Origin of the sequence: Streptomyces sp. NBC_00234, from assembly GCF_036195325.1 — a bacterium.
Lineage (GTDB): Bacteria > Actinomycetota > Actinomycetes > Streptomycetales > Streptomycetaceae > Streptomyces.
The window spans coordinates 865,518-888,682 of the sequence record NZ_CP108101.1; the positions used below are offsets into that span (position 1 = coordinate 865,518).

A 23,165-nucleotide genomic window follows, 5' to 3' on the forward strand; every position below is an offset into this window, starting at 1 on the left:
CCGGTCACCATAGTCGACGCCCCTTGCGGCCCCGCAGAAGTGGGGCAGACTTCGGCGGATGAGCGCCGTTGCCTGGATCGCCGTGGGATCGCTGGTCGTGTGGGTGTGGCTGCTGCTGGGCCAGGGCTTCTTCTGGCGTACCGACCAGCGGCTTCCCCGGCGTGCGGACCCGGTGCGCTGGCCCTCGGTGGCCGTCGTCGTCCCGGCCCGGGACGAGGCCGACATGCTGCCGGTGAGCCTGCCGTCACTGCTCGCGCAGGATTATCCGGGCGAGGCCGAGATCTTCCTGGTCGACGACTGCAGCAAGGACGGCACCGGTGATCTCGCCCGCACCCTGTCCGTACGGTACGGAGGGCTGCCGCTCACGGTCTCCTCGCCGGGTGAGCCGGAAGCGGGCTGGACCGGCAAGCTCTGGGCCGTGCGGCACGGGATCACGCTGGCCAAGGCCCGGAAGCCGGAGTTCCTGCTGCTGACGGACGCGGACATCGCCCATGAGCCGGACAGTCTGCGGGAGCTGGTGGCCGCCGCGACCGCGGGTACCGGGGCCGGTTTCGACCTGGTCTCCCAGATGGCCCGGCTGCGGGTGGTCAGCACCTGGGAACGGCTGATCGTGCCGGCGTTCGTCTACTTCTTCGGACAGCTCTATCCGTTCCGGCGGGTGAACCGGGCCGGCTCGGGGACGGCCGCCGCCGCGGGCGGCTGTGTGCTGCTGCGCACGGAGGCGGCCGAGCGGGCGCGGATTCCCGAGTCCATCCGGCAGGCCGTGATCGACGACGTGTCGCTGGCGCGTGCCGTGCAGCGCAGTGGCGGCCGGATCTGGCTGGGGCTGGCGGAGCGGGTGGACAGCGTGCGCCCGTATCCGAAGCTCGGGGATCTGTGGCGGATGGTCTCGCGGAGCGCGTACACGCAGTTGCGGCACAGTCCCCTGCTGCTCGCCGGGACGGTGCCGGGCCTCGCGCTCGTCTATCTCGCACCGCCCGTCACGCTGGTGACCGGGCTGCTGACGGGAGACGCCGTGGCGGCGTGGGCGGGCGGTGCCGCGTGGGCGGTGATGGCGGGGACGTACATGCCGATGCTGGCGTACTACCGGCAGTCGCTGTGGCTCGCGCCGCTGCTGCCGGTCACCGCGCTGCTGTATCTGCTGATGACGGTCGATTCGGCCGTGCAGCACCACCGCGGGCGCGGTGCGGCCTGGAAGGGGCGTACGTACGCCCGTCCCGAGGCCGCACCGGACCGGTGACGCGTGCGGCGCGGATTCACTTGCGGCCCGGGGTCCAGTTCATTCCCCAGCCGTAGGCGGCGTCGATGGTGCGCTGCGGGCTCACTCCGCGCTGCGGGACCAGATAGCGGGCCTCCCGCTGCACGGTGAGGTCTCCCCCGTTGTTGGTGATCAGTGCGAGCGCGCAGACGGTCGAGGGCACGGTGCACTCGTCGAGGGAGAAGTCGATGGCGGCGCCGTGCTGTGGCTGGAGGGTGACCGTGGCATGGAGATCGGCGAAACTCCGGGCTCCCTCGTAGATGGTGACGAAGATCAGGAGGCGGCGCAGCCGGTCCTTGTGGTCGAGGTTGACCGTGAGGTTCTCGCCGGTGGAGAGGGCGCCCGTACGGTCGTCGCCGTCGAGATGGACGTAGGGCGGTCGGCTGAGGGAGCCGAAGGAGTTTCCGAGCGCCTGGACAACTCCCTTGCTCCCGTCGGTGAGTTCGTAGAGTGCGCAGAGATCGAGATCGAGGTCGGCGTGCATCGCGACGGCTCGGCCGAGCTTGGCGCCCCAGCTCTTGAACTGTTTGCGCACTTCCCAGTTGAGGTTCACGCGGAGCGCGCCGGAGGTGCCGCCCTGTTTGGACAGGGAGACGGTTGGCGTCTCCTTGGTGAGCGTGACCTTCGTGAGTCTCACGGGCTGCGTCGCGGGCGTGACCGGCGGTGCGGCCGGTACGGGCGGCGGTGCCATCGGGACCGGCGGGGTCGGACTCAAGGTCCTGTGTGACGTCTGGGGCCGGGGAGACTGCTGCGCCTGCTGTGGTTCGTCGACGGAAATACCGAAGTCCGTGGCAAGACCTTCGAGCCCGGTCCTGTATCCCTGGCCGACGGCCCGGAACTTCCAGGCTCCCTGGCGCAGGTAGAGCTCACCCAGGATGAACGCGGTCTCGACGGTCGCGTCGGTGCTCTCGAACCGGGCCGTCTCCGCACCGCTCGCCGTGTCCACGACCCGTACGTACAGTCCCGTCACCCGGCCGAAGTTCCCGCCGTCCGCCGAGGCCGCGACGACGATGCGGTCGATGGAGGGCTCGATACGCGAGAAATCGACGGCGAGGGTGTCCGTGACCCGGTCGCCATCGGCCGCCTTGCCCTCGTGACGCACCGCGCCCGATGCGTGGGCCGGCTGGTTGTAGAAGACGAAGTCCGCGTCGCTGCGTACCTTGCCGGAGGCGAGAAGAAGTGCCGAGGCATCCACGTCCGGTGCTCCCGGGGTTTTGTGCCACCCCAATTCGACCCGCACGGCCTGAGCCGGCACCGGAACATTGGTTCCTTTAAGCATGGTCATGCTCGCCCCCATCGCGAGTCCGGCTACCCGAATGCGTTTCCCGGGACAACCTAATCCCCGGTGTGCCGGGGAGCCCACAACCGTGACGGGTCCGGCCGGGCGATCCGCCCCCGCCCGAAGGCCGTCGATCCGACTCGCGGCCTTGTCACGACTGTTGTCCTCCTTGACGATGACGGGCCGATCGGCCTGGGGGACACTGCGCTGATGAGCGACGGAGCATCTCGGACACCGCAGGAACGGGCCCTTGGCCATGTCGCGTCACTCGCGTCGGGCCCTCCGGTGGACCCGGTGCTGCGGACGACCCTCAACTTCCACCCGGACCGTATGCTGCACGGCACGTCGATGCTGGATGCTCTGGCCGAGGACGGTGTCTACCGGTCGCAGTTCGTCACGGGGACCAGCAACGGCGGACTGACCGCGCGTCCAGGCGGAGACCGGTGGCGCTGGGAGAGCCGGATCTTCAACGGCGCGTACGACGAGGCGCCTACTCAACTGCGGCCCGTATACGGGGCGTTGAACTTTCGCCACAAGCCGGTCGGCGCAGCGCCACGGTTCGGCTCCGCCCACTTCCGGCTGACTGCCCAGACGCTGGCGCGGACCACGCTCTGCTACCCGGACAGTTTCCTTCAACCCTCGGATTTCGGTGTCGCGGACCGCATGGGGCTCATCGAGATCGCCCTGGCCGACAGCCAGGACGACCTCGACGACTACATCGAGGCCCAGATCCACGGACCGGTCCGGCCGAAGGACCATGTCGAGGCGCTGGTCCTGGACCCCTGCTATCGAGGCACGGCCGTCGAAGTCGCGGCCCTGCGCCTCGGCTGCCCCGTGGAGTGGCACCCCGGATTCCGCCTCGGGATCGAGGAACTCCGCCGCCACCCCGACTACCGAGGTCAGGAGTACGTCGACCTGGGCACTCGGCTTGCCGTCGACGGCGTACTCGATCCCCGCATCGTCGGAAACGCCGCACGTGCAGGCCACTACGATCCACAGGCGCTCAAGAAGGTGTGGCACTATCTGGCGCGCTTCGGGGCGCCAGGCAGGACCGCCGACGCATCGGTGAGGACGGAACCGGAGGAGCGAGTCGTACTCGATGGCCTTCATTGAGCGACTGATGCCCGAGAGCCGGGCCTCGGTGCTCTCTCAGCCGGCGTGAAGGATCCGAAAGCGATCGGGTTCCGCCGGATCTCGGTCAACGACCTGGATGGGCGTCCTGGCCCATTGCCACACGCTGATGCCCGGCATGCGGGAGAACCGGATCTGCCCACGGGTGCCTTCGACGACAACGCGTGGCCAGGACATGGCGATGCGCGCCCGGTCCGCGCCCTGACGACGCAGTACGTCGGCGAGGACGGCGACCGTGTCGTAGCCCTCGAAGGCGACGAAGGAGGGTGCTTCGGCCAGCCGCTCGCGGAGGGTCGTCCCGACTCGTGCGCCGAGGGGGCCGAGGCGCTCGGGCAGGTAGCGCAGGAACGGGATGCCGGCGCCGTCGTCGCCCAGCAACGTCGCCCATGCGGCGAACTCCGGTTGCCCGGCCGGAGCACCGATCATGATCCCGGCGAGGCGCTGGTCGCGGCGGACCGCCTCGACGATCGGCACGGCGGGGTCCGGGTGGCCGACCAGGAGGAGGAGGGCTGTCGCACCACTGCCGACCAGTTCGTCGCACACGGCCGCGGGGGTGAGCGCACTCATATCGAGCTCGACGACGGTGCCGCCCCGTGGAGCGAGGTGGTCCCGCAGAATGCGCGTCCCGGATGCCCAGTAGACACTCGGCTGGGCAGCTACGGCGATGCGGTCGTGGCCCGCGCCGAGGAGGAAGTCCGCGTAGAGCTGCCAGCCGCGGGACTGCGGCGGGGCGAGGCGCGCGACCCAATCCGTCGGCTGTTCGGTGAGCGCGTCGAGAACAGCTGACGAGCAGAGGAACGGCAGTCCGAGGGCGTCGGCCCTGGCGGCAGCGGCGCGAGCGACGACACTGTGATACTCCCCTGCCAAGGCGGCCACCCCGAGGCGAGCCAACTCGTCCACGGCCGCCGCGGCCCTCTGCGGATCGGCTGCGGTGTCCCGGACCACCAGCTCAAGTGGTCTTCCGACGATCCCTCCGGCGTCATTGACGTCGCGAACGGCCAGCTCGATTCCGGCGAGCAGGTGCCGGCCCGCCTCGGCCCAGCCGGGCCGGCTGAGCGGAACGAGAGCGCCGATCCGTACGGGTGATCCGTCGGTCCGATCCGTTTCGGAAGCCGATGGTGGTGTGCTCATGCGGTGGCGTCTCCCTTGTGGCAATTCGGTCGCAGGGTGCCCGAATCGCCGAGTAGCAGGACCCGGTGGAACGCATCCGTCTCGTCTCGCCGTGGCGGGCGCACCTGCGTGATCACGCCGGATATTGCATCCACCGTCGTCGCCGACAGGCAACTGATTATGTGTTCGGGTGCGCGGACCCGAGGCGTACGGAACGGCTCGTCGAACAGCGCAACGCGCTGCACCTGGGCGGAGACCGCGTCCTCGTGGCCGTCTCAGCGGCCGGTCGGGAGCGTGGTCGCGAAGTCCTCGAACCAGGCGAGCACGTCGGGGTGGGTGACCGTGCCCTCGGCGGTCACGTCAGCGGCGCGGTTCCCCTGGATGATGCGCTTGACGGGGACCTCCAGCTTCTTGCCGGTCAGGGTACGGGGCACGGCGGCGATCGGAATGATGGCATCCGGAACGTGCCGGGGCGAGAGTTCGTCCTTGATGAACGTCGCGATGGTGGTCCGGAGCGTGGCGTCGAAGGCTGCCCCTTCGGCTACGACGACGAAGAGGGGCATGAAGTAGCCGCCGTCCGGCAGTTCGGCGCCGATGACCAGGCTGTCCGCGATCTGTGGGAGTTGCTCGACGACGGCGTAGATGTCGGCGGAGCCCATCCGCACGCCCATCCGGTTGAGCGTCGAATCCGAGCGTCCGGCCACCACGACCGACAGGTCGGGGTCGATCGTGACCCAGTCGCCGTGCCGCCACACCTGGGGATACACGTCGAAATAGCTCGCCAGATAGCGCAGGTTCTCAGGGTCGTCGACGAAGTGCAGCGGCATCGAGGGCAGCGGCGCCGTCACCACCAGTTCCCCCTGTTCTCCGACCAGTGGCTGTCCGGAGGCGTCCCAGGCGGCGAGGGAGACGCCGAGTGCGGGACACTGGATCCGGCCGACGCGCACCGGCAGCAGGGGGGAACCCCCGGCGAGGACCGAGCAGATGTCGGTTCCTCCGCAGATCGACTGCAGCCACGCATCGGGGGCGAGGCGGTCGTAGACCCAACGCCATGTGCTGCCAGGAAGCGACGAGCCGGTCTGCAGCACGGACCGCAGAGCGCTCAGGTCGGTCTCGGCCGCCGGGTGGGCATTCGCCTTCTCCGCAGCGACCAGGTAGGCCGCACCCACGCCGACCATCGTCGCCCGGGTCTGCTCGGCCACCTTCCACACGCCGTTGACGTCGGGGTACGTGGGGCTGCCGTCGTACAGGACGATCGTGGCGCCGTGCAGCAGGCCGCCGACCATGAAGTTCCACACCATCCAGCTGGTGGAGGTCTGGAAGAAGAAGCGGTCGTCGCTCCGCAGATCGACGCCGAGGCCCAGAGCCTTGAGCAGCTCGACGACGATGCCGCCGTGGCTCTGCACCATGCCCTTCGGTACGCCCGTGGTGCCGGACGACCACAGGATCCACAGCGGGTGGTCGAAGGGGACGTCGGCGAAGCTGAGCTCCGCCCGCTTGTCGAGCAGCGCGGACCAGTTGTGCTGCACCACCTCGGGCCGCCGGCACCACGAGGTGGGAGGGGCGGACGCATAGAGGTGGTCGACCGCGATCAGGTGCCGGACCGTGGGCAGTCCGTCCACGATCTCGGCGGCCGACGGACGCCGGTCGAACTCCTTGCCCCCGTAGGAGTAGCCGTCCGCGGCCACCAGCACCGTGGGCTCCGCCTGCCGCAGCCGAGCGAGCACGCCGGGCGTGCCGAATTCCGGCGAGCACACCGTCCACACCGCGCCGACAGCGGCACTGGCCAGCAGCGCGACCACGGCGTGCGACGTGTTGGGGAGATACCCGGCGACGCGGTCACCAGGACCCACGCCCATCGCTCGCAGAGATGCGGCGACAGCGGCGACGTCGCGTCCGAGCTGCTGCCACGACGTCTCCTCGGGAACGCCGTCTTCCGAGACGCTGATCAGGGCCGGGCGCTCGTCGGTCGAGCGGGAGAAGCACCGCTCGGCGAAGTTCATCCGCGCTCCCGTGAACCAGGTGGCTCCGGGCATCGACGCGTCAGCCAGCACCTCGTCGTAGCCGCTGACGGCATCGAGGCCGTAGAACTCCCAGATCGCGGACCAGAAGGCAGATGTGTCGGTGGTGCTCCATCGCCACAGCTCCGGGTAGTCGGAGAAGGTCAGTCCCCGTGTTTCGCTCAGCCGGCGCATGAAGGCGGCCGTGTTGGAGCTTTCGGCGGTCGCGCGGCTCGGGGACCACAGCAGGTCGGGATCGGTGCTCATCAGCGCCTCCGGGGGCAGGGTGCGGTTTCGGGCCGTCGCGTCCATGACCCGTGCGGTGGGGACCGGTGCGTCGGTCAGGCGGACATGTCGGCCGGGGTCCGGCCGAGCTCGCGGATGAACTCCTCCGCCCGGGGCCATGCGCCGTAGCCGGAGGCAGGGTTGAGGTGGCCGACCGGGCCGAGGTCCACGAGGCGGCTGCCCCACGCCCGGGCGAGACCGGCGACGCGACCGGCGTCGGCCAGGGGATCGTTCGTACTCGCCGCGACGATGCTGCGGAAGGGCAGAGCGGTCCGCGGCACGGGTGTCCAGCCGTTGTCGCGCAGGGTCTCCAGGCTGGTATAGCCCTCCGGCATCGTGGTCTCGAAGTCGGGTGGCGTCGCGAGCAGCGCTCCCCTGACCGGACGCCGGTGTCGTTGTGCCCAGTGCACAGTCGTCATTACACCGGCGCTGTGGGCGACGATGACGACCGGCCCGGAGATGTCCGACACCAGCTCGTCCAGTGCGGCGACCTGGGCGTCGCAGCTCAGTCTGTCCTTCTCCAGCGGGGGGAGGGTCCGGGCATCGGCGATCTTGTCGGCCAGGACGGTCTGCCAGTGCTCCGGCACGTGATCACGCAGTCCGGGGACGATCACGACCGTCGGTTCCGTGGTGAGGCTCATGACTGCAACTCCGCCTTCTTGAGCGCCGGATCGGGGAGCAGCCCCAGGCGGCGCAGATCTCTCTCGTAGGAGAACATTCCGATCGTGAAGACCACGCTGGTCACCAGGGCTACGAGCGGGATCAGCCGCAGGGCGCCGAGGAGGCCCAGGTGGTCCGCGAGCATGCCCGTCACCGCGGGCCCGGGGGCGAGCCCGAGCAGGCTGTTGGCCAGGGTGAGCGTGGCGAAGGCCGTCGCCGCGATGGCGGCGGGGGTCAGATTGGCGACCATCGCGGCCGCCGGTCCGGCGGTGCCTGCGGCCACCAGGGTCCCGCCCCCGATCAGCAGGAGTTGCAGCGGGCCGGCCGGCAGGTGGAATCCCGCCATCAGCAGCACGAGCGACCCAAGACTGCACGCGATCGCCACCGCCCACTTCCGGGCTGCGGCCTTCCGGCTGAGGCGGTCCGCGACGATCCCGCAGAGGATCATGCCGGCGCCACCGATCAGCGCGAAGACCCCTGCGACGAGGCCGGCTTCACCAGGAGGCATGTCGTAGTACCGGTTGAGGAAGCTGGGCATCCAGGCGAGCAGGGCCATGGCAATGAACATCTGCAGCCCGCTGCCGACGTACGCGCAGACCACGGAGACCGACGAGAACAGCCGCGGCAACTGGGTTCGGACGGGGGCACGTTCGCCGGACATCGACGTGTTCCGCTTCGTCGAGGCCGACCCCAGTCTCTTCTCTGTGATGAGGAAGCCGTAGACGGCGGCCAGCCCGAGCCCGAAGAGTCCCATCACGCCGAAGGCCCAACGCCAGCCGAGCTCCTGGGCAACGGCACCGCCGATCGACACCCCCAGCACGGATCCGAACGAACCTCCCGCGATGAAAGCCCCGGAGAGCGTGGCCCGCACGCCGACAGGAAACACGCTCAGGACCACCGCGATGCCCACACTCCCGTACGCCGCCTCCCCGACGCCGACCATGAACCTGCCGAGGAGCATCTGGCCGTAGCTCGCGGCGATGGCGCAGCCCAGCGTCGCCAGGCTCCAGGCTGTCGCCGAGAGGACGAGGATTCTGACCCGTCCCCAGCGGTCGGCCAGCAAGGACAGAGGAAACGTGAGCACACCGACCATCAGGGCCACGACGCCGCTGAGCGTGCCCAACTTGGCGTCGGAGACCAGCCATTCAGCTTTCAGCAGGGGAAAGACGGCGTTGAGGACCTGCCGCGACATGTAGTCGGACAACAGCAGCCCGAAACTCAGGGCGAAGACCAGCCAGGCGTAGCGACGGGACACGGCCGGCGGGGCGGGCGACGTGTCCGGCACCGGTGTGCCGGCAGTCTGAAGTCTCATGGGCGTCACCTTTCGTCTCTGGTCAGGGCTCAGAACGTGGCGTCGCCGACGATCCCGGCGCGCTCCATCTTGCGGACGGCGGGCCAGTAGTCCTGGACGGCGTAGTGCTGGGTGGAGCGGTTGTCCCAGATGGCGACGCTGTTCTTCTCCCAGCGCCAGCGCACTTGGTACTCGGGGACGGCCGCCTGGCTGATCAGGTAGTTCAGAAGGTTGCCGGCGCCGGGCGCGTAGTCCTGGCCGAAGCGCACGTTCTCCGGCGTGTGGTAGTTGACGAAGTGCGTGGTGAAGGCGTTGACGAAGAGGATCTCCTCGCCGGTCTCCGGATGGGTGCGCACCACCGGGTGCTCCGGGTCCGGAAAACGGGCCTTCAGTTCGTGGCGTTGCTCCGCCGCCATCGCGGCGCCGAAGGTCGCCTCGATGCTGTGCCGCGCACGCAGGCCCGCGACCTGGGCCTTGATGTGCTCGGGCAGCCTGCGGTACGCCTCGGCCATGTTGACCCAGATCGTGTCACCGCCCACCTCCGGTGTCTCCACGCAGCGCAGTACCGCGCCCATGGGCGGGGCCGCGCGCCAGGTCGCGTCGCAGTGCAGGGCGTTCTCGTAGTGCTCGGGCTTGCTGTCCAGGTCCTTGTAGATACGGACGAGGCCCGGGTGGGCGGGGTCGCTGCCGGCCACCGGGTGGTCCTCCAGCGGACCGAAGCGCGCCGCGAAGGCGACGTGTTCGGCGCGGGAGATGTCCTGGTCGCGCAGGAAGAGGACCTTGTACCGCAGCAGCAGTTCCTTGATCTGCGTGAACAGGTCGTCGTCACGCGAGGCTTCGCCGAGGTTCACGCCGAAGAGTTCGGCTCCGATGGTGCAGGTCAGCGGCTCAACCCTGATCGAGGCACGGCGTCCGCCGGTGCGCGCCGGAGCCGGCGCGCCTTCCCTCGGGTGCATGGTCTGGGGCATCGTGCTCACTCCTGGTTGTCGTGGAATTCGTGCCATGGGATACGCGAGGTGCTCGGATGCGGCGTACTCAGACGACGAAGACGGAGGATCCCGTGGTGCGCCCTCCTTCGAGATCGCGATGGGCCTGTGCCGCGTCGGGAAGGGCGTACCGCTGGTTGGTCTCGACCTTGATACGTCCGGACTCGACGTGTCCGAACAGCTCACCGGCCAGCGCGGCGCGCTCCGCCGGCTCGGCGATGTAGTCGGCCAGAGCCGGCCGCGTCACGAACAGCGAGCCGTGGATGGCCAGTTGCATGGCGTCGAGCGGCGGCACCCCGGAGGCCGTGCCGAAGCACACCAGCAGGCCGCGGCGCTGCAGGGAGGCCATGGATCCGGCGACGGTGTCCTTGCCGACGCTGTCGAAGACGACCGGGACGCCCTTGCCGTCCGTAATCTCGCGCACCCGCTCGGCCACGTTCTCCCGCCTGTAGTAGACGATGTGATCGCAGCCGTGGGCGCGGGCGACCTCGGCCTTCTCCTCGCTGGAGACCGTCCCGATCACGGTGATGCCGAGCAGCTTCGCCCACTGGGAGAGGATCAGGCCGACGCCGCCCGCCGCCGCATGGAGCAGTACGGTGTCGCCGGACTTCAGCGGGTGGATGCGGCGCAGCAGATAGGCCGAGGTGAGGCCGCGCATGGTCATGGCCGCCGCGGTCTCGCAGCTGATCCCGTCCGGCAGTTTGATCAGTGAGTCCGCGGGCATGACCCGCTCCGTGCTGTAGGCGCCCAGGGGGCTGCCGGTGTAGGTGACCCGGTCTCCCTCGGCGACGTCCGTCACGCCCTCGCCCACGGCCTCGATCACACCCGATGCCTCCACACCGAGACCCGCGGGCAGCGGAGCCGGGTACAGGCCGGTGCGGAAGTAGGTGTCGGCGAAATTGAGTCCGACGGCGACGTGCCGGATGCGTACCTCGCCCGGGCCCGGCTCGCCGGTGGTGACCTCCTCCCACCTCATGACGTCGGGGCCACCGGTTTCATGGAAGCGAATGGCATGTGCCATGACGTGCTCCGTTTGCTCGTGTGCAGGGCTGAGTGGGGTGGTGCGGGGCGGCGGCGGAATGGCCGCCGCCCGTGGGGGGGGTGGGTCAGTTCGTGGCGTCGCGCAGCATGGAGCCGCGCTGTCCGGGGCGGCGGTTGGGCACCATGCCGAGCCGCGCCAGGGTCTCGTCGGCGTCCGCGTACCATTCGCCGATCCGGTAGATCCGCTTGGCGTCCTGCCCGGTGGCGACCTCACGGCCCAGCGCATCGGCGATCCGGACCATCTGCTCGACCTGCTCGACGGACGACATCCGCTCGCCCTTGCGCTGCCACAGGTTGTCCTCGTTGCCCACCCGCACGTGCGCACCGAGGGCGATGCCGACCGCGCCCATCGGCGCCACCGCGCGCATGGATGCCTCGATGGTGAGCACGGCGCCGTCCGGGACGCGGCGGATGAACTCGACCAGGTCGGCGGGGTGCCGACCGGCGAACCCACCGCCGATGGCGACGTAGTTCAGCACCAGCGGTCCGCTGTAGATGCCCTTGCGGATCAGCCGTTCCACGGTCTCCAGCTGTGCCATGTTGGCGAGTTGGAAGTGCGGCTGGACGTCCTTGGCCCGGAGCCGCTCGAGGTGTTCGAGATAGAAGTCCGGCCCGGCCTCGACCACCATGTCCCGGTATGCCTTGTAGTACGCCGGCTTGGCGATCGAGGTGCCCTCGATGTCCTCGTCGTCGAAGAGCTCGACGATGTTCATCTGGTTGGTGTTGATCGCGATCGTCACCTGGTCGGGCCTGGGGGTGATCTCGGCCAGCATGTGGCGGGTGTCGTAGCTGAGCCACTTGGCGTCTCCGCCCTCGTCCTCGGGGGCGAAGGAGATGGATCCGCCGATCTGCAGGACCATGTCCGGCACGGCCTCGCGCAGCCGGGCCATCAGCTCGTTGAACATGGAGAGGCGCTTGGAGCCGTGGCCGTCCAGCTCGCGTACATGGATGTGCAGCACCGTGGCGCCGGCGTTGTAGCAGTCGACGGCCGCCTGCACATGCTCGTCCATGGTGAGCGGGAGGTCGTCGGCGTCACCGGGCAGCCACTCCGGCCCGTAGGGCGCGGCCTGGATGACCAGCTTCTCCTGGTTCTCCGGGTACAGGGAGTCGTCGAAGAAATGCATGGTCCATCTCCTTTGTGGGGCGGGCTTCTGTCGGTCGGTGCGTTCACCCGCTGCCCGCGGCGCTGCCTGCGGCGTGGTGCCAGAAGGGCAGGCGAGATGCGGGGGCGAGGGCGCTGAAGGGATTCCCGGGGTCGCCGATCGCTCGGATACGATCAGCGGGCGGTGTGGAGGGATCACGCGGCGTCGGGCAGGGATTCCTGCTCGTCCTCGTGGGCCGACCATGTCCCTTGCGGTAATCCCACGTTAAGGGCGGGTTACGGGACGCGCTTGACCGAAAGTGACAGAAGACTTGACGCTTGGGGACACGCCCGGGCTCGCGCCCGGCCGCCTCCCGTCAGTCCTCGCCCGGGCGCCGCTGCACGGTCCCGCGGACTCGCCACTCCCTGGGACTACAGCCGAACCGCTCGCGGAACCAGCGCGAGAAGGCGCTCGGTGCGGAGAATCCCAGCAGTCCGGAGATCTCCGTGAACGATCGGCGTGGGTTCGCGACGAGTTGTTCCGCGAGCTGGATGCGTGTCGCGTTCAGAACCGAGGAGAACGTCTCGCCCGAGACCGCCAGATGCCGGTGGACCGTCCTCCGGTCGACGCCGAGGCTGTCCGCGACCTGCTCGATCGAACAGCGCCCGGTGGGCAGCAGGACTTCGATCAGCTCGCTCACGCGGTCCAGCACGGTGGTGTCCCTGGACACCGCGATGGACTCGAAGTACTGCCGGGCGTAGGTCCGCAGCAGCGGGTCCGACATGGGGTTGGGTGCCTTGAGATCGCTGGCGTAGAAGACGATCCCGTTGAATTCCCGCCCGAATTCCACCACGGGGCCGAAGACGCGCCGGTGGGTGGCGATATCCGCCGGCGCGTCGTGGGTGAAGCACACGGACAGCGGTTGCCACCGGTCACCGAGAAAGCTGCGGAGCACGCCGTGGAAGGCCCCCACGGCCAGCTCGGTGGCCTGACGGGTGGACATGGCCTCACCCACTTCGAGGCTCACCTTGAGGGTGGCCAGGCCGCTCGCCTCGGAGAGCCGGCTGTGGAGCATCTCGTTGTACATGTACTCGTGGCGGACGAGGAGTTCGAGGGCGCTGCGGACATCGGGCTCGTCGCGCAGGACCAGACTGATCGGGCCGAGATTGGACACGCGGCGTCGCTCGGCGAGGAGCAGGCCGAAGTCCTCTCGATGCGAGGACGCCGCCGAGCGTTCGAGCAACTCGATGACCGCCGCGCCGGGGATCCACCGGTCCGGGACCGCGAGGCCGACGGGGTCCAGGCCCACGCGCTTCATCAGGGCCCGGGGATCGAGACCGAGCGACTGGCTGACCTCGACATAGCTGCTCAGCGCTGCATTGCGGACAAGAGGCTTCATGGGCGCACTCCAGGGGGGCTCTGTCCCCAAGTGATAAGTGAGATGTCACTTCACGTCAAGTAACGGATCACGTGGTGACCTAGCGTTGCACCACCGCAGTGGAACTCTCCGCCTGGACGCGGCGACCCGGCCGGTCGGAAATCCAGCGGACCACACCCTCGCAGATGACCAAGGGGGCCACCATGGAAAACGTGATCAACACACTGCGTCGGCCCCATTCCGGGCCGGCCGTGTGGAAAGGGCCGGAGCTGGCCGACTCGGGAGAATGGGTCCTACGGCTCTCACCTGCGCAGATCGACGAACTCGACAGGGCTCTGCACGCGGTGCACGAGCAGAGCCTTCCCCTGTTGAAGGTCACAGCCGGTGACTTTCCGCTGCCTACGCTGGCCGGTGAGCTGGAGCGCATCGCTGACGTACTGGAGAACGGACGGGGCTTCGTACTCGTCAAACGCATTCCGGTCGAGCGTTACGGGCAGGCCGCGGCGAGCACGATCTTCTGGGGACTGGGACGCCATCTCGGGACACCGGTCTCACAGAACGCGTCGGGCCATATGCTCGGCCATGCCCGGGACACCGGCCGTAGCCTGGCGGACCCGGCGACGCGCGGATATCAGACCCGCGCCGGCCTGCCCTTTCACACCGACGGTTCCGATGTCCTCGGACTTCTGTGCCTGCGAGGGGCGCGCTCCGGCGCGCGGAACGCCGTCGTCAGCTCGGCAGCGGTCCACAACGCCGTCCTGGCGCGGCGGCCGGATCTGGTCGAGCGGCTGTATCACACCCATTTCTTCGATCGCCGGGAAGAGCACGCCCCCGATGACCTCCCGTACACCGCGCTGCCGCTCGCGTCCTGGAGCCGGAGCAGGCTGAGCATGCGCTACAACCGCTGTTATCTGGAGTCCGCGCAGCGCTTTCCCGGCGTTCCCCGCCTCGACCCGAAGGACAGGGAACTGTTCGACCTCGTCGACGCATTGGCGGAGTCACCGGAATTCCGGCTCGATATCGACTTCGAGGTCGGCGACCTGCTGTTCGTGAACAACCACACCGTTCTTCATTCCCGTACCGGGTACGAGGACTTCGCCCAGCCCGACCTGAAGCGCCACGTCCTACGGCTGTGGCTGTCCGTGGGGCAGGGAGGCGGCGGGGTCTCCCCTCGCGACATCGTCGGGACACAGAATTCCGCGCGTCTCCGCCACCTCCGGTGACTGTCAGCGCCGACACCCCGCCAACCCAGCCCGAAGAGGAAACGACATGGACAACCTCGCCGCACTCCTGACGAAGTCCGCCCGGTCGGACGGCGACCGCGTCGCCGTTCGCCAGGACGACATCGCCCTCACCTACGGCCAACTCAACGACGCGAGTGCCCGGTTCGCCACCCTGCTGCGGAGCAAGGGGGCACGGCCGGGCGATCGCATCGCGTTGGTCATGCCCAACGTCGCCTGGTTCCCGGTGGCGTACTACGGCATCCTCCGTTGCGGTGGCGTGGTCGTACCGATGAATCCGCTGTTGAAGGCGCGTGAAGTCGGGTTCGTCCTCCGGGATTCCGGTTCCCGGCTCGTGGTGACATCCCCTGACTTCACGCACGAGGTCGAAGCAGCCGCGGCGGAAGCCGGGGTCGGCTGCCTGGTCACCGACACGACGACGTACGACGCCTCGGAGCAGGACTCCGAAGGCATGTACCGGGTCGCCGACCGGGCGGCGGACGACACCGCCGTGATCCTCTACACGTCCGGCACGACAGGAACCCCCAAGGGGGCCGAGCTGACCCACCGCAATCTGATGACCAACGCGGCCACCACGGCCGAGACGCTGCTCCACATCGGGCCGGACGACGTGCTGTTCGGGGGCCTGCCGCTGTTCCACGCCTTCGGGCAGACCTGCGCCCTCAACACCGCCGTCGCTGCGGGCGCCACCCTGACCTTGTTGCCGCGGTTCGAGCCGGCCAGGGCGCTGGAGATCATGCACCGGGACGGAGCCACCGTCTTTCTGGGCGTCCCCACGATGTACTCGGCCCTGCTCAGCAGCAAGGTTCGCGACGGGCACGGTCTCCCACGTCTGCGTCTGGCCGTTTCCGGCGGTGCTTCTCTGCCGGTCGAGGTACTGCACACCTTCGAACGGGAATTCGCCGTCACGGTACTGGAGGGCTACGGCCTCTCGGAGACTTCACCGGTCGCTTCGTTCAATCCTCCGGACCAGCCGCGCAAGGCCGGCTCGATCGGCCTCCCGATCCGCGGTGTCGAACTCAAACTCGTGGCCGACGACGGCACTTCGGTGGCTCCGGGCGAGGTGGGCGAGATCGCGATCCGGGGCGAGAACGTGATGAGGTGCTATTGGAACCGTCCGGAGGAGACCGCGGAAGCCGTCCGGGACGGGTGGTTCCACAGCGGTGATCTCGCCCGTGTCGACGACGACGGCTATTACTTCGTCGTCGACCGGAAGAAGGACCTCATCATCCGTGGCGGATACAACGTCTATCCGCGCGAGATCGAGGAAGTGCTCTACGAACACCCGGCCGTCGCGGAAGCCGCGGTCGTCGGCGTGCCGCACGGGATCCACGGGGAGGAGATAGCCGCTGTCGTCACTCTGCGGGACGGTTCCCGGGTCACCACCGACGAGATTCGCGACCATGTCAAACAGCGGGTGGCTGCGTACAAGTACCCACGGATCGTCACCTTCACCGACGCGCTCCCCAAGGGCGCAACGGGCAAGATCCTCAAGCGGGAGATCGTCGTCGAGCAGAAGGCTCCCAGGGACTGAACCGGCCGGATCGCGGAAGCGGTCACTCACCGGCGGGGTGCCGCTGCTCGTGGGCGGAGAGTTCCTCGGCGAGGATCGGAACCCCCATGTTGCAGGCGTGAATGCCGAGCACGGTGGTCAGCTTGAGCACTTCGAGGATCTCTTCCCGGGTCACGCCGAGCTCCAACGCGGCTCGTATATGGCGCCTGACCCCGGGCGAGTACATATGGGTGGAGGCGGCATCCACGGCAATGCACAACAGCTCCACGACCTTCGGCTCCAGCACCCCGTTCCTCCAGGGCATCGTTGCCGTGTTCATGAACTCCTCGGTCCACTCGGGATCCCATGCGTACAACTGGTCCCACAGCGGATTCCAGCTGCCGTTCGCCCGCATCCGGCCAACGGTTGTCGAAGAACTCTCCATGGTGTGCCCTTCCCCAGCAGGAGTGGATCGACGGCAACACTAGGCTTCTGGGGCTCCCGTGACTTGACCTCAGGGGGCAGGTGATGTGCCACTTCGAGACATCGTCGGCGAGGGCTCAGGGGATCTAGGGTCTTTCGTTTGGATCAGGCCGGATCAGGGAGCGGGGTCTGGTGTGGGCAGCTGCAAGGCGGAGGAGGGAGTCGACGCGGAGCGTCGGCGACCGACGACAACGCCGGAGGGGGCCCCTCCCTGCTCGAGCGAAGCCGAGAGCTCGGGGGAGCGCGCGCCAAGGCACGCGAGCCCGGCATGATCCAAACGAGAGGCCCTAGTTACCGTCTCGCCGTTCTGCGAGCCGGCCCAGCAGTCCGCCGGCTTGAGCTCGTTCTGACGCCCGGCCAGGAGTACCCCCAGTGCCGCCGGCGCCCAGGCCCTCGATCGGGTCACGCCTGCAGCGAGCGCCACGGGCGGGTCATGCGTTCGGCGGGGGTGCCGTCGAGTACGCGGGCGGTGCGGGAGGCGGGGTCGAGGACCACGGTGGCCAGGCTCGCCCAGCGCCGGCCCGTCGGGGCGGTCATGTCGGGGAGGCAGGTCACCGGGGGCTCCCCCGGTCCGGTGACCAGCCGTTCGGTCAGTTCCTCGGCATGGTCGACGGGGTCCCGCGTGAGCCGGTCGCGGAGAAAGGCGTATCGCTGGCCCGAGTCGGGCTGGTAGAGCCAGGTCTTCTCGTGCGTGGACGGCACCGTGGTGAGGAAGTGGTTGGTGCGCAGATGTGTTCCCTCCTCCACTTCGGGAACCTCGAAGATGCCCACCGGGCTGAGGTCGAGAAGCACGGCGCTGTGTCTGTCGAAGAGGGTGAAGGATCCGGACGAGGTGAGCGGGGCGTCGTGCAGGATCTCCACCGCGTGCTCGCTGCACTCGGCCTCTTCGAGAACGAGGGCAGCGAGCACGTGCATCGGTATGCCGCCGACGCGGTCGTCCCGGTGGCCGAGGATGTTGAAGTGGAGGGCGAGTCCCGCGCTGTTCACGCCGATCTTGGCGAGGATGCCGTGTTCGGTGATGCCGACGTACCGGTGGTCGCCGCCGGCACTGTCGAGGGTGTGCCAGGAGGAACTGAGCTCGACGTGCCAGTCCCAGGTCTGCACGCCGATGCGGGTGGTGCTGCCGTCGGGCGTGCGGAGACGCCGCACGATGGTCGAGCACTCGCCGGGCGGGACACTACGGCTACGGGCGAGGATTTCGGTACGGGCGTTGAGCGCGGCGACCTGCCAGGCTTCGACCCGGGCCCCGTCGGCGACGCCCTCGATCTGCTTGCGCAGGGCGGGGCGGAAGGCGCCGACGGCATCGAGTGCGCGGCAGGCGTCGTCGCGGACGGTTGCCGGTCCGATCCCGGCGAGGGTGAAGAGGCGGTCGTAGACGTCGAGGGTGCTGTGCAGACCGTCGGCGAGCTGCCGGCCCCGTGACCGTCCGCGCAGGTACGGGTCGGTGGCGTCCGCGGTCACGTGCGGGCGGGCGTCGGGGCGGGCGTACGGTGCAGAGGTCACGGAGCACCTTCCTGGGGCGTGTGGTGGAGGACGGAACCACCGACGATCGTGGCGAGGACGGGGTTGCCGGCCTGTTCCTCAGGGGTCAGGCCGAGGGGGTCGCGGGCGAATACGGTGAGGTCCGCCAGGTAGCCGGGGGCGATCCGGCCGAGCTGGTCGGCGGCGCCCGCGGCGACGGCGGGTGCCCGGGTCATCCCCGCATAGGCTTCCCGGGCGCTGATGCGCTGGCCGGGTTGGACGGGTGCGGTCATCGGCTGGTCCACGGGCCGACGCAGCTGCGCGTCGGAGAGGGCGATGCGCGGGTCGCCGATACCGATGGGCCAGTCGGATCCGAGGGCGACGACGGCACCGTGGTCGAGCAGGTCGCGCGTGCGCCAGCCATGGGCGGCCCGCTGCGGCCCGATCCGGTGGGACCAGTTGTCGCTCTGGTCGGCCCTGGTCATGCGGGTTGCGTGCACGGGCTGAAGGCCGGCGACGACGCCGAGGGCGGCGAAGCGGGGAAGAAGGTCGTCGGGAATCGACTCGATGTGCTCGATCCGGTGGGGGGCGGATGCCGCGTGGCCGGTCTCCTCGATGACGTCGAGGGCGGTGCGTACCGCCCGGTCGCCGATGGCGTGCGTAACGGTGGGGATCCCACGCTCGGTGAAGAACCGGATGGCCTCGCGGTAGCGTTCCATGTCCTTCCACAGGGGGCGGCGGTTCTGTCCGAAGACATCGGGGTGCTCGAACCAGGCGGAGCCGTTGTCAGCGGTGCCGTCCAGCATGAACTTGGCGCCCGCGACGTTCCAGCGGCGCCCGGCGAGGCCCTGTTGGGTGGCGACCGTCTCCCAGACACTCCGCGTGGAGTCGGCGGGAACGAGCGGTGAACAGCGCACGCGCAGCGGCAGGTCCCCGTTCTCCTCGATGCTCCGGTAGACGTCTTCGGACGGTGCGGTGAAGTCCAGTGCGTGCAGCCCGGTGAGGCCCGTGGCCGCGAAGGCGCGTAGCCGGTTGCCGACGTGCTGGGCCGCGACGGGAAGCGGTACGTCGGGGTAGTGGGCGAAGACGAGTTCCATGGCCTGGAGTTCAAGGACGAAGCCGGTGGGCCGGCCGTCGGGGCCGACGACGATCTCGGATGCGTCGTCGAAGGTCTCCGCGCCGGTGAGGCCGATGTGGCGGACCGCGGCGGGGCTGACCACGAGGGCGTGCGCGTCACGCGTCATGAGGGAGATGGGCACACCGGGAAAGCGTCGCTCCAGCGAGTGACCGTCGGGTTCCCCGCCGAAGACGTTCACGTCGAGGTCGAATCCGGTCACCCACGACGCGGGGCCCTGGTCCGCAAGTCGCCGCGCTATCCGTAGGTGCACCTCGTCGAGGGTGGTCGCTCCGCCGAGGTCGAGGCCGGTTCCGACCTCGATGGCACCCCACACCGGGTGGGCGTGGGCGTCGGTCAGGCCCGGGGTGAGGGTCGCCCCGGGGAAGTCGAGCACTTCGGTGGTGTTCCCCTCCCAGTGGCGCAGGACGTGGTCCCCGCCCACGGCGACGATCCGGCCGTCATGGATGGCCACCACGGTGGCCGTGGCTGCAGCGGGTACGGAGTCGAAGTTCTCCACCCGCGCGGCACGCACGATGAGGTCGGCGTTCACACCCGGCTCCGTCCGCGCTGAACGGTCGCACTCGAGAAGACGCCGCATGCGCGTCCCAGGAACCAGTACAAGGCCGCGGAGCCGAGAACACCGACGGGTATCGCGAGGTTGAGTCCGCCCATAGCGGAGGCGAGCGGCCCGTCCCAGGAGGTCGAACCGGCACACAGTGTCGCGGCGGTGGCGCCGGCCAGGGTGGCCAGTGCACCGGCCCAGTTGACGCCCGCGCGGTACCAGAAGGGGCTGGTGCGGCTCTCGTCGTGGAGCTGCTCGCCGTCGTAGCGGTTGCGTCGGAGGATGACGTCGGTGGCGTAGACGGCCATGCATGGGCCGGTGATCACCACGACCAGCTCCGTCATGGTGTTGACCGAGGTGAGGAAGTCGAAGACCAGGAGAGCGAAGAGGGTCATGGTGGTGCCGATGACACCGATGACCAGCACGGCGATCGTCCGGGGCAGTCGTACACCGATGGACTGCATCGAGAGGCCGGAACTGTAGGCGGTGATGCCGTTGTTCGCCACGGTGTTCACCACCACGGCGGTGACGAAGGCGGGAACGAACCAAGGCGGCATGATGCTCTCCAGTGCGGCCTGCGGGTCGCTCATGTCGAGCGTGGTCGCCGCGAGGGCACCGATCGCCGTGAAGACGACGCTCGGCAGGAAGGCGCCGAACGCGGTCCACAGCGCGATGGCACGTCCACTGGTCTGCCGCGGCAGGTAGCGGGCGAGGTCGGGGCTGTTGGAGTACGACAGGGGCGCGGAGGCGACGATGGTGAGGCCGGATGCCAGGGCGACGGCGTGTTCGAGCCCGGTGAGCGGTTCGGCAGGCGTGTAGGACCAGTCCGTGTGCCCGAGGACCATCACGCTCAGGGCAAGGAACACCAGGGTGAGGAAGATGGTCAGCGCGCCGTACAGACGGACGATCGTCGCGTGCCCGTAGATGGCGATGAGGATGGTGACGCCCGCGATCAGACAGACCACCGCGGCATCCAGGGACGCGGACTGCGGTACGCCCAGCTGGGCCGTCATGCCGAGGCCGGCCAGGGAGGCCGCCGACCAGTTCAGTGCCAGGTAGAGCGCGGCGATGAGCCAGCCGGTGAGCGCGACGACGATCTTGTTCCCGACCACGCCGTACATGGCCCGGGAGATCACGGAACCGGAGGTGCCCGCGGCGGGGCCGCTGACGGCGATGAAGCCGGTCAGAAGCCAGAAGAGGTTCCCGGCGACGATGACGGCCATCGCCTCGGCCAAGGGCAGCCCCATCAGGATGAGGGTTCCGCCGACCACGAAGCTCAGGTAACTCACGTTCGGCGCAGCCCAGATGGAGAACAGCTCACGGGCTGTGCCGTGCCGCTCCGAGTCGGGCACGACGTCGATGCCCCGGCTCTCGAGCGAGCCCGCTCGGTCACGTCCGGGAGCGGTTACGGCCGTGACTGGGCCTTCCGGAGAACGCTGCATGGGAGGTTCCTTCGACGAGACGAAACGACGGCACTGTCCTCGCCGCCGAGGGTGCGGCCAGAGGCGACCACGTCTTATTGGTGGAGACACCAATAAGCTATTGGTGCGTTATCCAATAGGGTGATGTGCATGACGTCAACCCCCAGGCCGGCGCGGACCCGCAAGACTGCGGAGGAGCGGCGGACCGAGATCCTGCAGACCGCTGCCCGTCTCGCACTGGAACGGGGCATCGAGCGCGTGACGATGCAGCTCGTCGCCGACGAGCTAGGGGTACGACCAGGTCTGATCAGCCACTACTTTCCGACGATCGACGACCTGCTGTGCGAGGCCTTCGCCCGAGCGGTCACAGGCGAACGCGACGCCCTGCTGCCGTCGACGGAGGCCGGCCTACCGCCGACGCGCCGGCTGAGCCTCCTGCTGAACCGCCTCGGGAGCGAGGACTTCGTCGCTCTCGGCAGGCTGTGGCTCAACGCCCGCCACCTTTCCCGCTACCGCCCCAACCTGCGGCGCACCGTTGCCGAGCAGGAGGCGATCATGCGTGACACCCTCACCGCCGTGATCGAGGACGGCGTACGAAGTGGCGACTTCGCCCCCAGCGACGCCCTGGAAGCCTGCGTGATCATCCTCGTGACGATCGACGGCCTCGGCAGCTACGCGAACGACGACCTGGGATTCACCCACCCCGCACTCGACACGATCGTGTTCACCACGGCCGAGCGCGAACTCGGCCTCCCCCCTGGCGCCTTGAGCGACAGCGACTGACCTCCGCCTACGGGCGTCGCGCCGTGACGGGGCGCCGCCCAGGGAACCGATCAGCCGGGCAGCGCTCTCCTGGGATCGGCCGGAGCCATGTCCCGTGCGATCTCGCGTGCTGTGCGAGCGAAGAGTTCCGTCGCACGGTTGCCGCCGTCGGACCGCCACATCAGGCTGTATCCGAGGGGCTTGTCTCCTGCCACCGGGACGTAGGAGATGCCGGGACGGCCGTGGTAGAGGGCGATGTGGGCCCCTGCCAGGAGGGCCCCCTTGCCACCGGCGACGAGCGTCAGTGCCTCCTGGAAGTTGGTGACGGACGGGCCCTGCTCGATCGGCCTGCCGCTGGGGGTGCGCGTCGGCAGCTGATGATCCAGCCAGTACTCCGGGATGTCTCCCGCGATCGTCAGCAACGGAACACCGGTCAGGTCTTCGAGCGTCACCGCGTCCCGTCCGGCCAGGGGGTGCCCGGCGGCGACCGCCAGCACCCTGTCCTCGGCCAGAAGCGTCGGTCCGCGGGTCAAGTCGTCCTCCTGGACCGGGAAATCCGTCAGCTGGAGGTCGAAGTCGCCCTTCCGCAGCATTCCGTACGGGTCGGAGAGCGGCACCTCGCAGACCTCGACGGTGAGTTCGGGATGGCTGACGCGCAGCTTCTCGGTCGCCTTCATCACCATCTCTCCGGCCAGGGGTGTCGAGAAGCCGACGTGCAGGACCCCCTCGATGCCGCGTGCAGACGTGACGGCTCGTGCCAGGGCGTTCTCGATGCCGCGGTAGTGGGGTTCGAGGTCGTCACGGAGGCGGCTGCCCAGGGCGGTGAGGGCCACGCTGCGGCTCGTGCGCGTGAACAGCGGCGCTCCGACGCGGCGCTCCAGCTTCTGGACGAGCTGGCTCACCCGGGCGCGGGAGAGGCGCAGGCGGGTGGCGGTCCGGCCGAAGTGCAGTTCTTCGGCGAGTACGAGAAAGCATTCGAGTTCGCTCTGGTCCACGTACGTCTCCGGATCGCGTGGGACATGGATCGGTAAGCCTGGCTTTCCGAACGTTGCGATCATCGCTGTTGTTCCCGTCCGAGACGTAGCGAAAGCTTGAGGCATCACCAACACCGTCCACTCCGGAAGG

General features: G+C 68.9%; 19 protein-coding genes. 5 read left to right on the top strand and 14 right to left on the bottom strand.

Going from position 1 to position 23,165, the window contains the following annotated elements; all coding sequences use genetic code 11:
* Nucleotides 1-58: 58 nt before the first annotated feature.
* Nucleotides 59-1,240 (top strand): glycosyltransferase, encoded by a 1,182-nt coding sequence (locus OG230_RS03500; RefSeq protein ID WP_328908642.1) that lies wholly within the window; start codon nucleotides 59-61, stop codon nucleotides 1,238-1,240.
* 16 nt (nucleotides 1,241-1,256) lie between these two features.
* Here the strand turns inward: OG230_RS03500 and OG230_RS03505 are convergent, their stop codons facing one another.
* On the bottom strand, nucleotides 1,257-2,555 hold the full coding sequence (locus OG230_RS03505; RefSeq protein WP_328908643.1) for a TerD family protein: 1,299 nt from the start codon (nucleotides 2,553-2,555) through the stop codon (nucleotides 1,257-1,259).
* A 192-nt stretch (nucleotides 2,556-2,747) separates the two neighbouring features.
* On the opposite strand from OG230_RS03505, the gene OG230_RS03510 reads away from it, so the two are divergent.
* Nucleotides 2,748-3,650, top strand: coding sequence for a DUF3626 domain-containing protein (locus OG230_RS03510; protein ID WP_328908644.1), 903 nt, complete (start codon nucleotides 2,748-2,750; stop codon nucleotides 3,648-3,650).
* 36 nt (nucleotides 3,651-3,686) lie between these two features.
* On the opposite strand, the gene OG230_RS03515 is transcribed toward OG230_RS03510, so the two are convergent.
* The 8 genes from OG230_RS03515 to OG230_RS03550 form a co-directional block, all read right to left on the bottom strand.
* On the bottom strand, nucleotides 3,687-4,799 hold the full coding sequence (locus OG230_RS03515) for an ABC transporter substrate-binding protein (protein WP_443051486.1): 1,113 nt from the start codon (nucleotides 4,797-4,799) through the stop codon (nucleotides 3,687-3,689).
* A gap of 254 nt (nucleotides 4,800-5,053) precedes the next feature.
* Nucleotides 5,054-7,045: an acetoacetate--CoA ligase gene (locus OG230_RS03520; RefSeq protein WP_328908645.1), complete on the bottom strand. Its 1,992-nt coding sequence runs from the start codon at nucleotides 7,043-7,045 to the stop codon at nucleotides 5,054-5,056.
* 74 nt (nucleotides 7,046-7,119) lie between these two features.
* On the bottom strand, nucleotides 7,120-7,704 hold the full coding sequence (locus OG230_RS03525) for an RBBP9/YdeN family alpha/beta hydrolase (protein WP_328908646.1): 585 nt from the start codon (nucleotides 7,702-7,704) through the stop codon (nucleotides 7,120-7,122).
* Nucleotides 7,701-9,035: an MFS transporter gene (locus OG230_RS03530; RefSeq protein ID WP_328908647.1), complete on the bottom strand. Its 1,335-nt coding sequence runs from the start codon at nucleotides 9,033-9,035 to the stop codon at nucleotides 7,701-7,703. Before OG230_RS03530 ends, OG230_RS03525 begins: the two co-directional genes overlap by 4 nt.
* 29 nt (nucleotides 9,036-9,064) lie before the next feature.
* Entirely contained in the window at nucleotides 9,065-9,982 is a 918-nt protein-coding gene (locus tag OG230_RS03535) for a TauD/TfdA dioxygenase family protein (RefSeq protein WP_328908648.1), read from the bottom strand.
* A gap of 67 nt (nucleotides 9,983-10,049) precedes the next feature.
* Nucleotides 10,050-11,021, bottom strand: a complete 972-nt coding sequence (locus OG230_RS03540) for a quinone oxidoreductase family protein (protein WP_328908649.1) — start codon at nucleotides 11,019-11,021, stop codon at nucleotides 10,050-10,052.
* 85 nt (nucleotides 11,022-11,106) lie between these two features.
* The gene (locus tag OG230_RS03545; protein ID WP_328908650.1) at nucleotides 11,107-12,165 is read right to left on the bottom strand and encodes a 3-keto-5-aminohexanoate cleavage protein; all 1,059 of its coding nucleotides are present in this window, start codon (nucleotides 12,163-12,165) and stop codon (nucleotides 11,107-11,109) included.
* A 334-nt stretch (nucleotides 12,166-12,499) separates the two neighbouring features.
* Nucleotides 12,500-13,522: an AraC family transcriptional regulator gene (locus tag OG230_RS03550; protein WP_328908651.1), complete on the bottom strand. Its 1,023-nt coding sequence runs from the start codon at nucleotides 13,520-13,522 to the stop codon at nucleotides 12,500-12,502.
* Nucleotides 13,523-13,686: 164 nt separating this feature from the next.
* Between OG230_RS03550 and OG230_RS03555 the strand changes: the two genes are divergently transcribed.
* Together OG230_RS03555 and OG230_RS03560 are read left to right on the top strand one after the other, a co-directional pair.
* Nucleotides 13,687-14,724 (top strand): TauD/TfdA family dioxygenase, encoded by a 1,038-nt coding sequence (locus OG230_RS03555; RefSeq protein WP_328908652.1) that lies wholly within the window; start codon nucleotides 13,687-13,689, stop codon nucleotides 14,722-14,724.
* Nucleotides 14,725-14,770: 46 nt separating this feature from the next.
* Nucleotides 14,771-16,276, top strand: a complete 1,506-nt coding sequence (locus OG230_RS03560) for a long-chain-fatty-acid--CoA ligase (RefSeq protein WP_328908653.1) — start codon at nucleotides 14,771-14,773, stop codon at nucleotides 16,274-16,276.
* A 22-nt stretch (nucleotides 16,277-16,298) separates the two neighbouring features.
* On the opposite strand, the gene OG230_RS03565 is transcribed toward OG230_RS03560, so the two are convergent.
* The 4 genes from OG230_RS03565 to OG230_RS03580 all read right to left on the bottom strand — a co-directional run bounded on the left by OG230_RS03565 (nucleotide 16,299) and on the right by OG230_RS03580 (nucleotide 21,299).
* Nucleotides 16,299-16,649 (bottom strand): carboxymuconolactone decarboxylase family protein, encoded by a 351-nt coding sequence (locus OG230_RS03565; protein WP_328908654.1) that lies wholly within the window; start codon nucleotides 16,647-16,649, stop codon nucleotides 16,299-16,301.
* A gap of 470 nt (nucleotides 16,650-17,119) precedes the next feature.
* Nucleotides 17,120-18,220 carry a C45 family peptidase gene (locus OG230_RS03570; RefSeq protein ID WP_328908655.1) on the bottom strand — a complete coding sequence of 367 codons (1,101 nt, stop codon included), beginning with the start codon at nucleotides 18,218-18,220 and terminating at the stop codon, nucleotides 17,120-17,122.
* Nucleotides 18,217-19,845 (bottom strand): amidohydrolase, encoded by a 1,629-nt coding sequence (locus tag OG230_RS03575; RefSeq protein WP_328908656.1) that lies wholly within the window; start codon nucleotides 19,843-19,845, stop codon nucleotides 18,217-18,219. Before OG230_RS03575 ends, OG230_RS03570 begins: the two co-directional genes overlap by 4 nt.
* The gene (locus tag OG230_RS03580; protein WP_328908657.1) at nucleotides 19,842-21,299 is read right to left on the bottom strand and encodes a purine-cytosine permease family protein; all 1,458 of its coding nucleotides are present in this window, start codon (nucleotides 21,297-21,299) and stop codon (nucleotides 19,842-19,844) included. The genes OG230_RS03575 and OG230_RS03580 overlap by 4 nt, the downstream gene beginning before the upstream one ends.
* Before the next feature lie 129 nt (nucleotides 21,300-21,428).
* On the opposite strand from OG230_RS03580, the gene OG230_RS03585 reads away from it, so the two are divergent.
* Nucleotides 21,429-22,061, top strand: coding sequence for a TetR/AcrR family transcriptional regulator (locus OG230_RS03585; RefSeq protein WP_328908658.1), 633 nt, complete (start codon nucleotides 21,429-21,431; stop codon nucleotides 22,059-22,061).
* Nucleotides 22,062-22,111: 50 nt separating this feature from the next.
* Here the strand turns inward: OG230_RS03585 and OG230_RS03590 are convergent, their stop codons facing one another.
* Nucleotides 22,112-23,035, bottom strand: coding sequence for a LysR family transcriptional regulator (locus OG230_RS03590; protein WP_328908659.1), 924 nt, complete (start codon nucleotides 23,033-23,035; stop codon nucleotides 22,112-22,114).
* Nucleotides 23,036-23,165 lie beyond the last annotated feature (130 nt).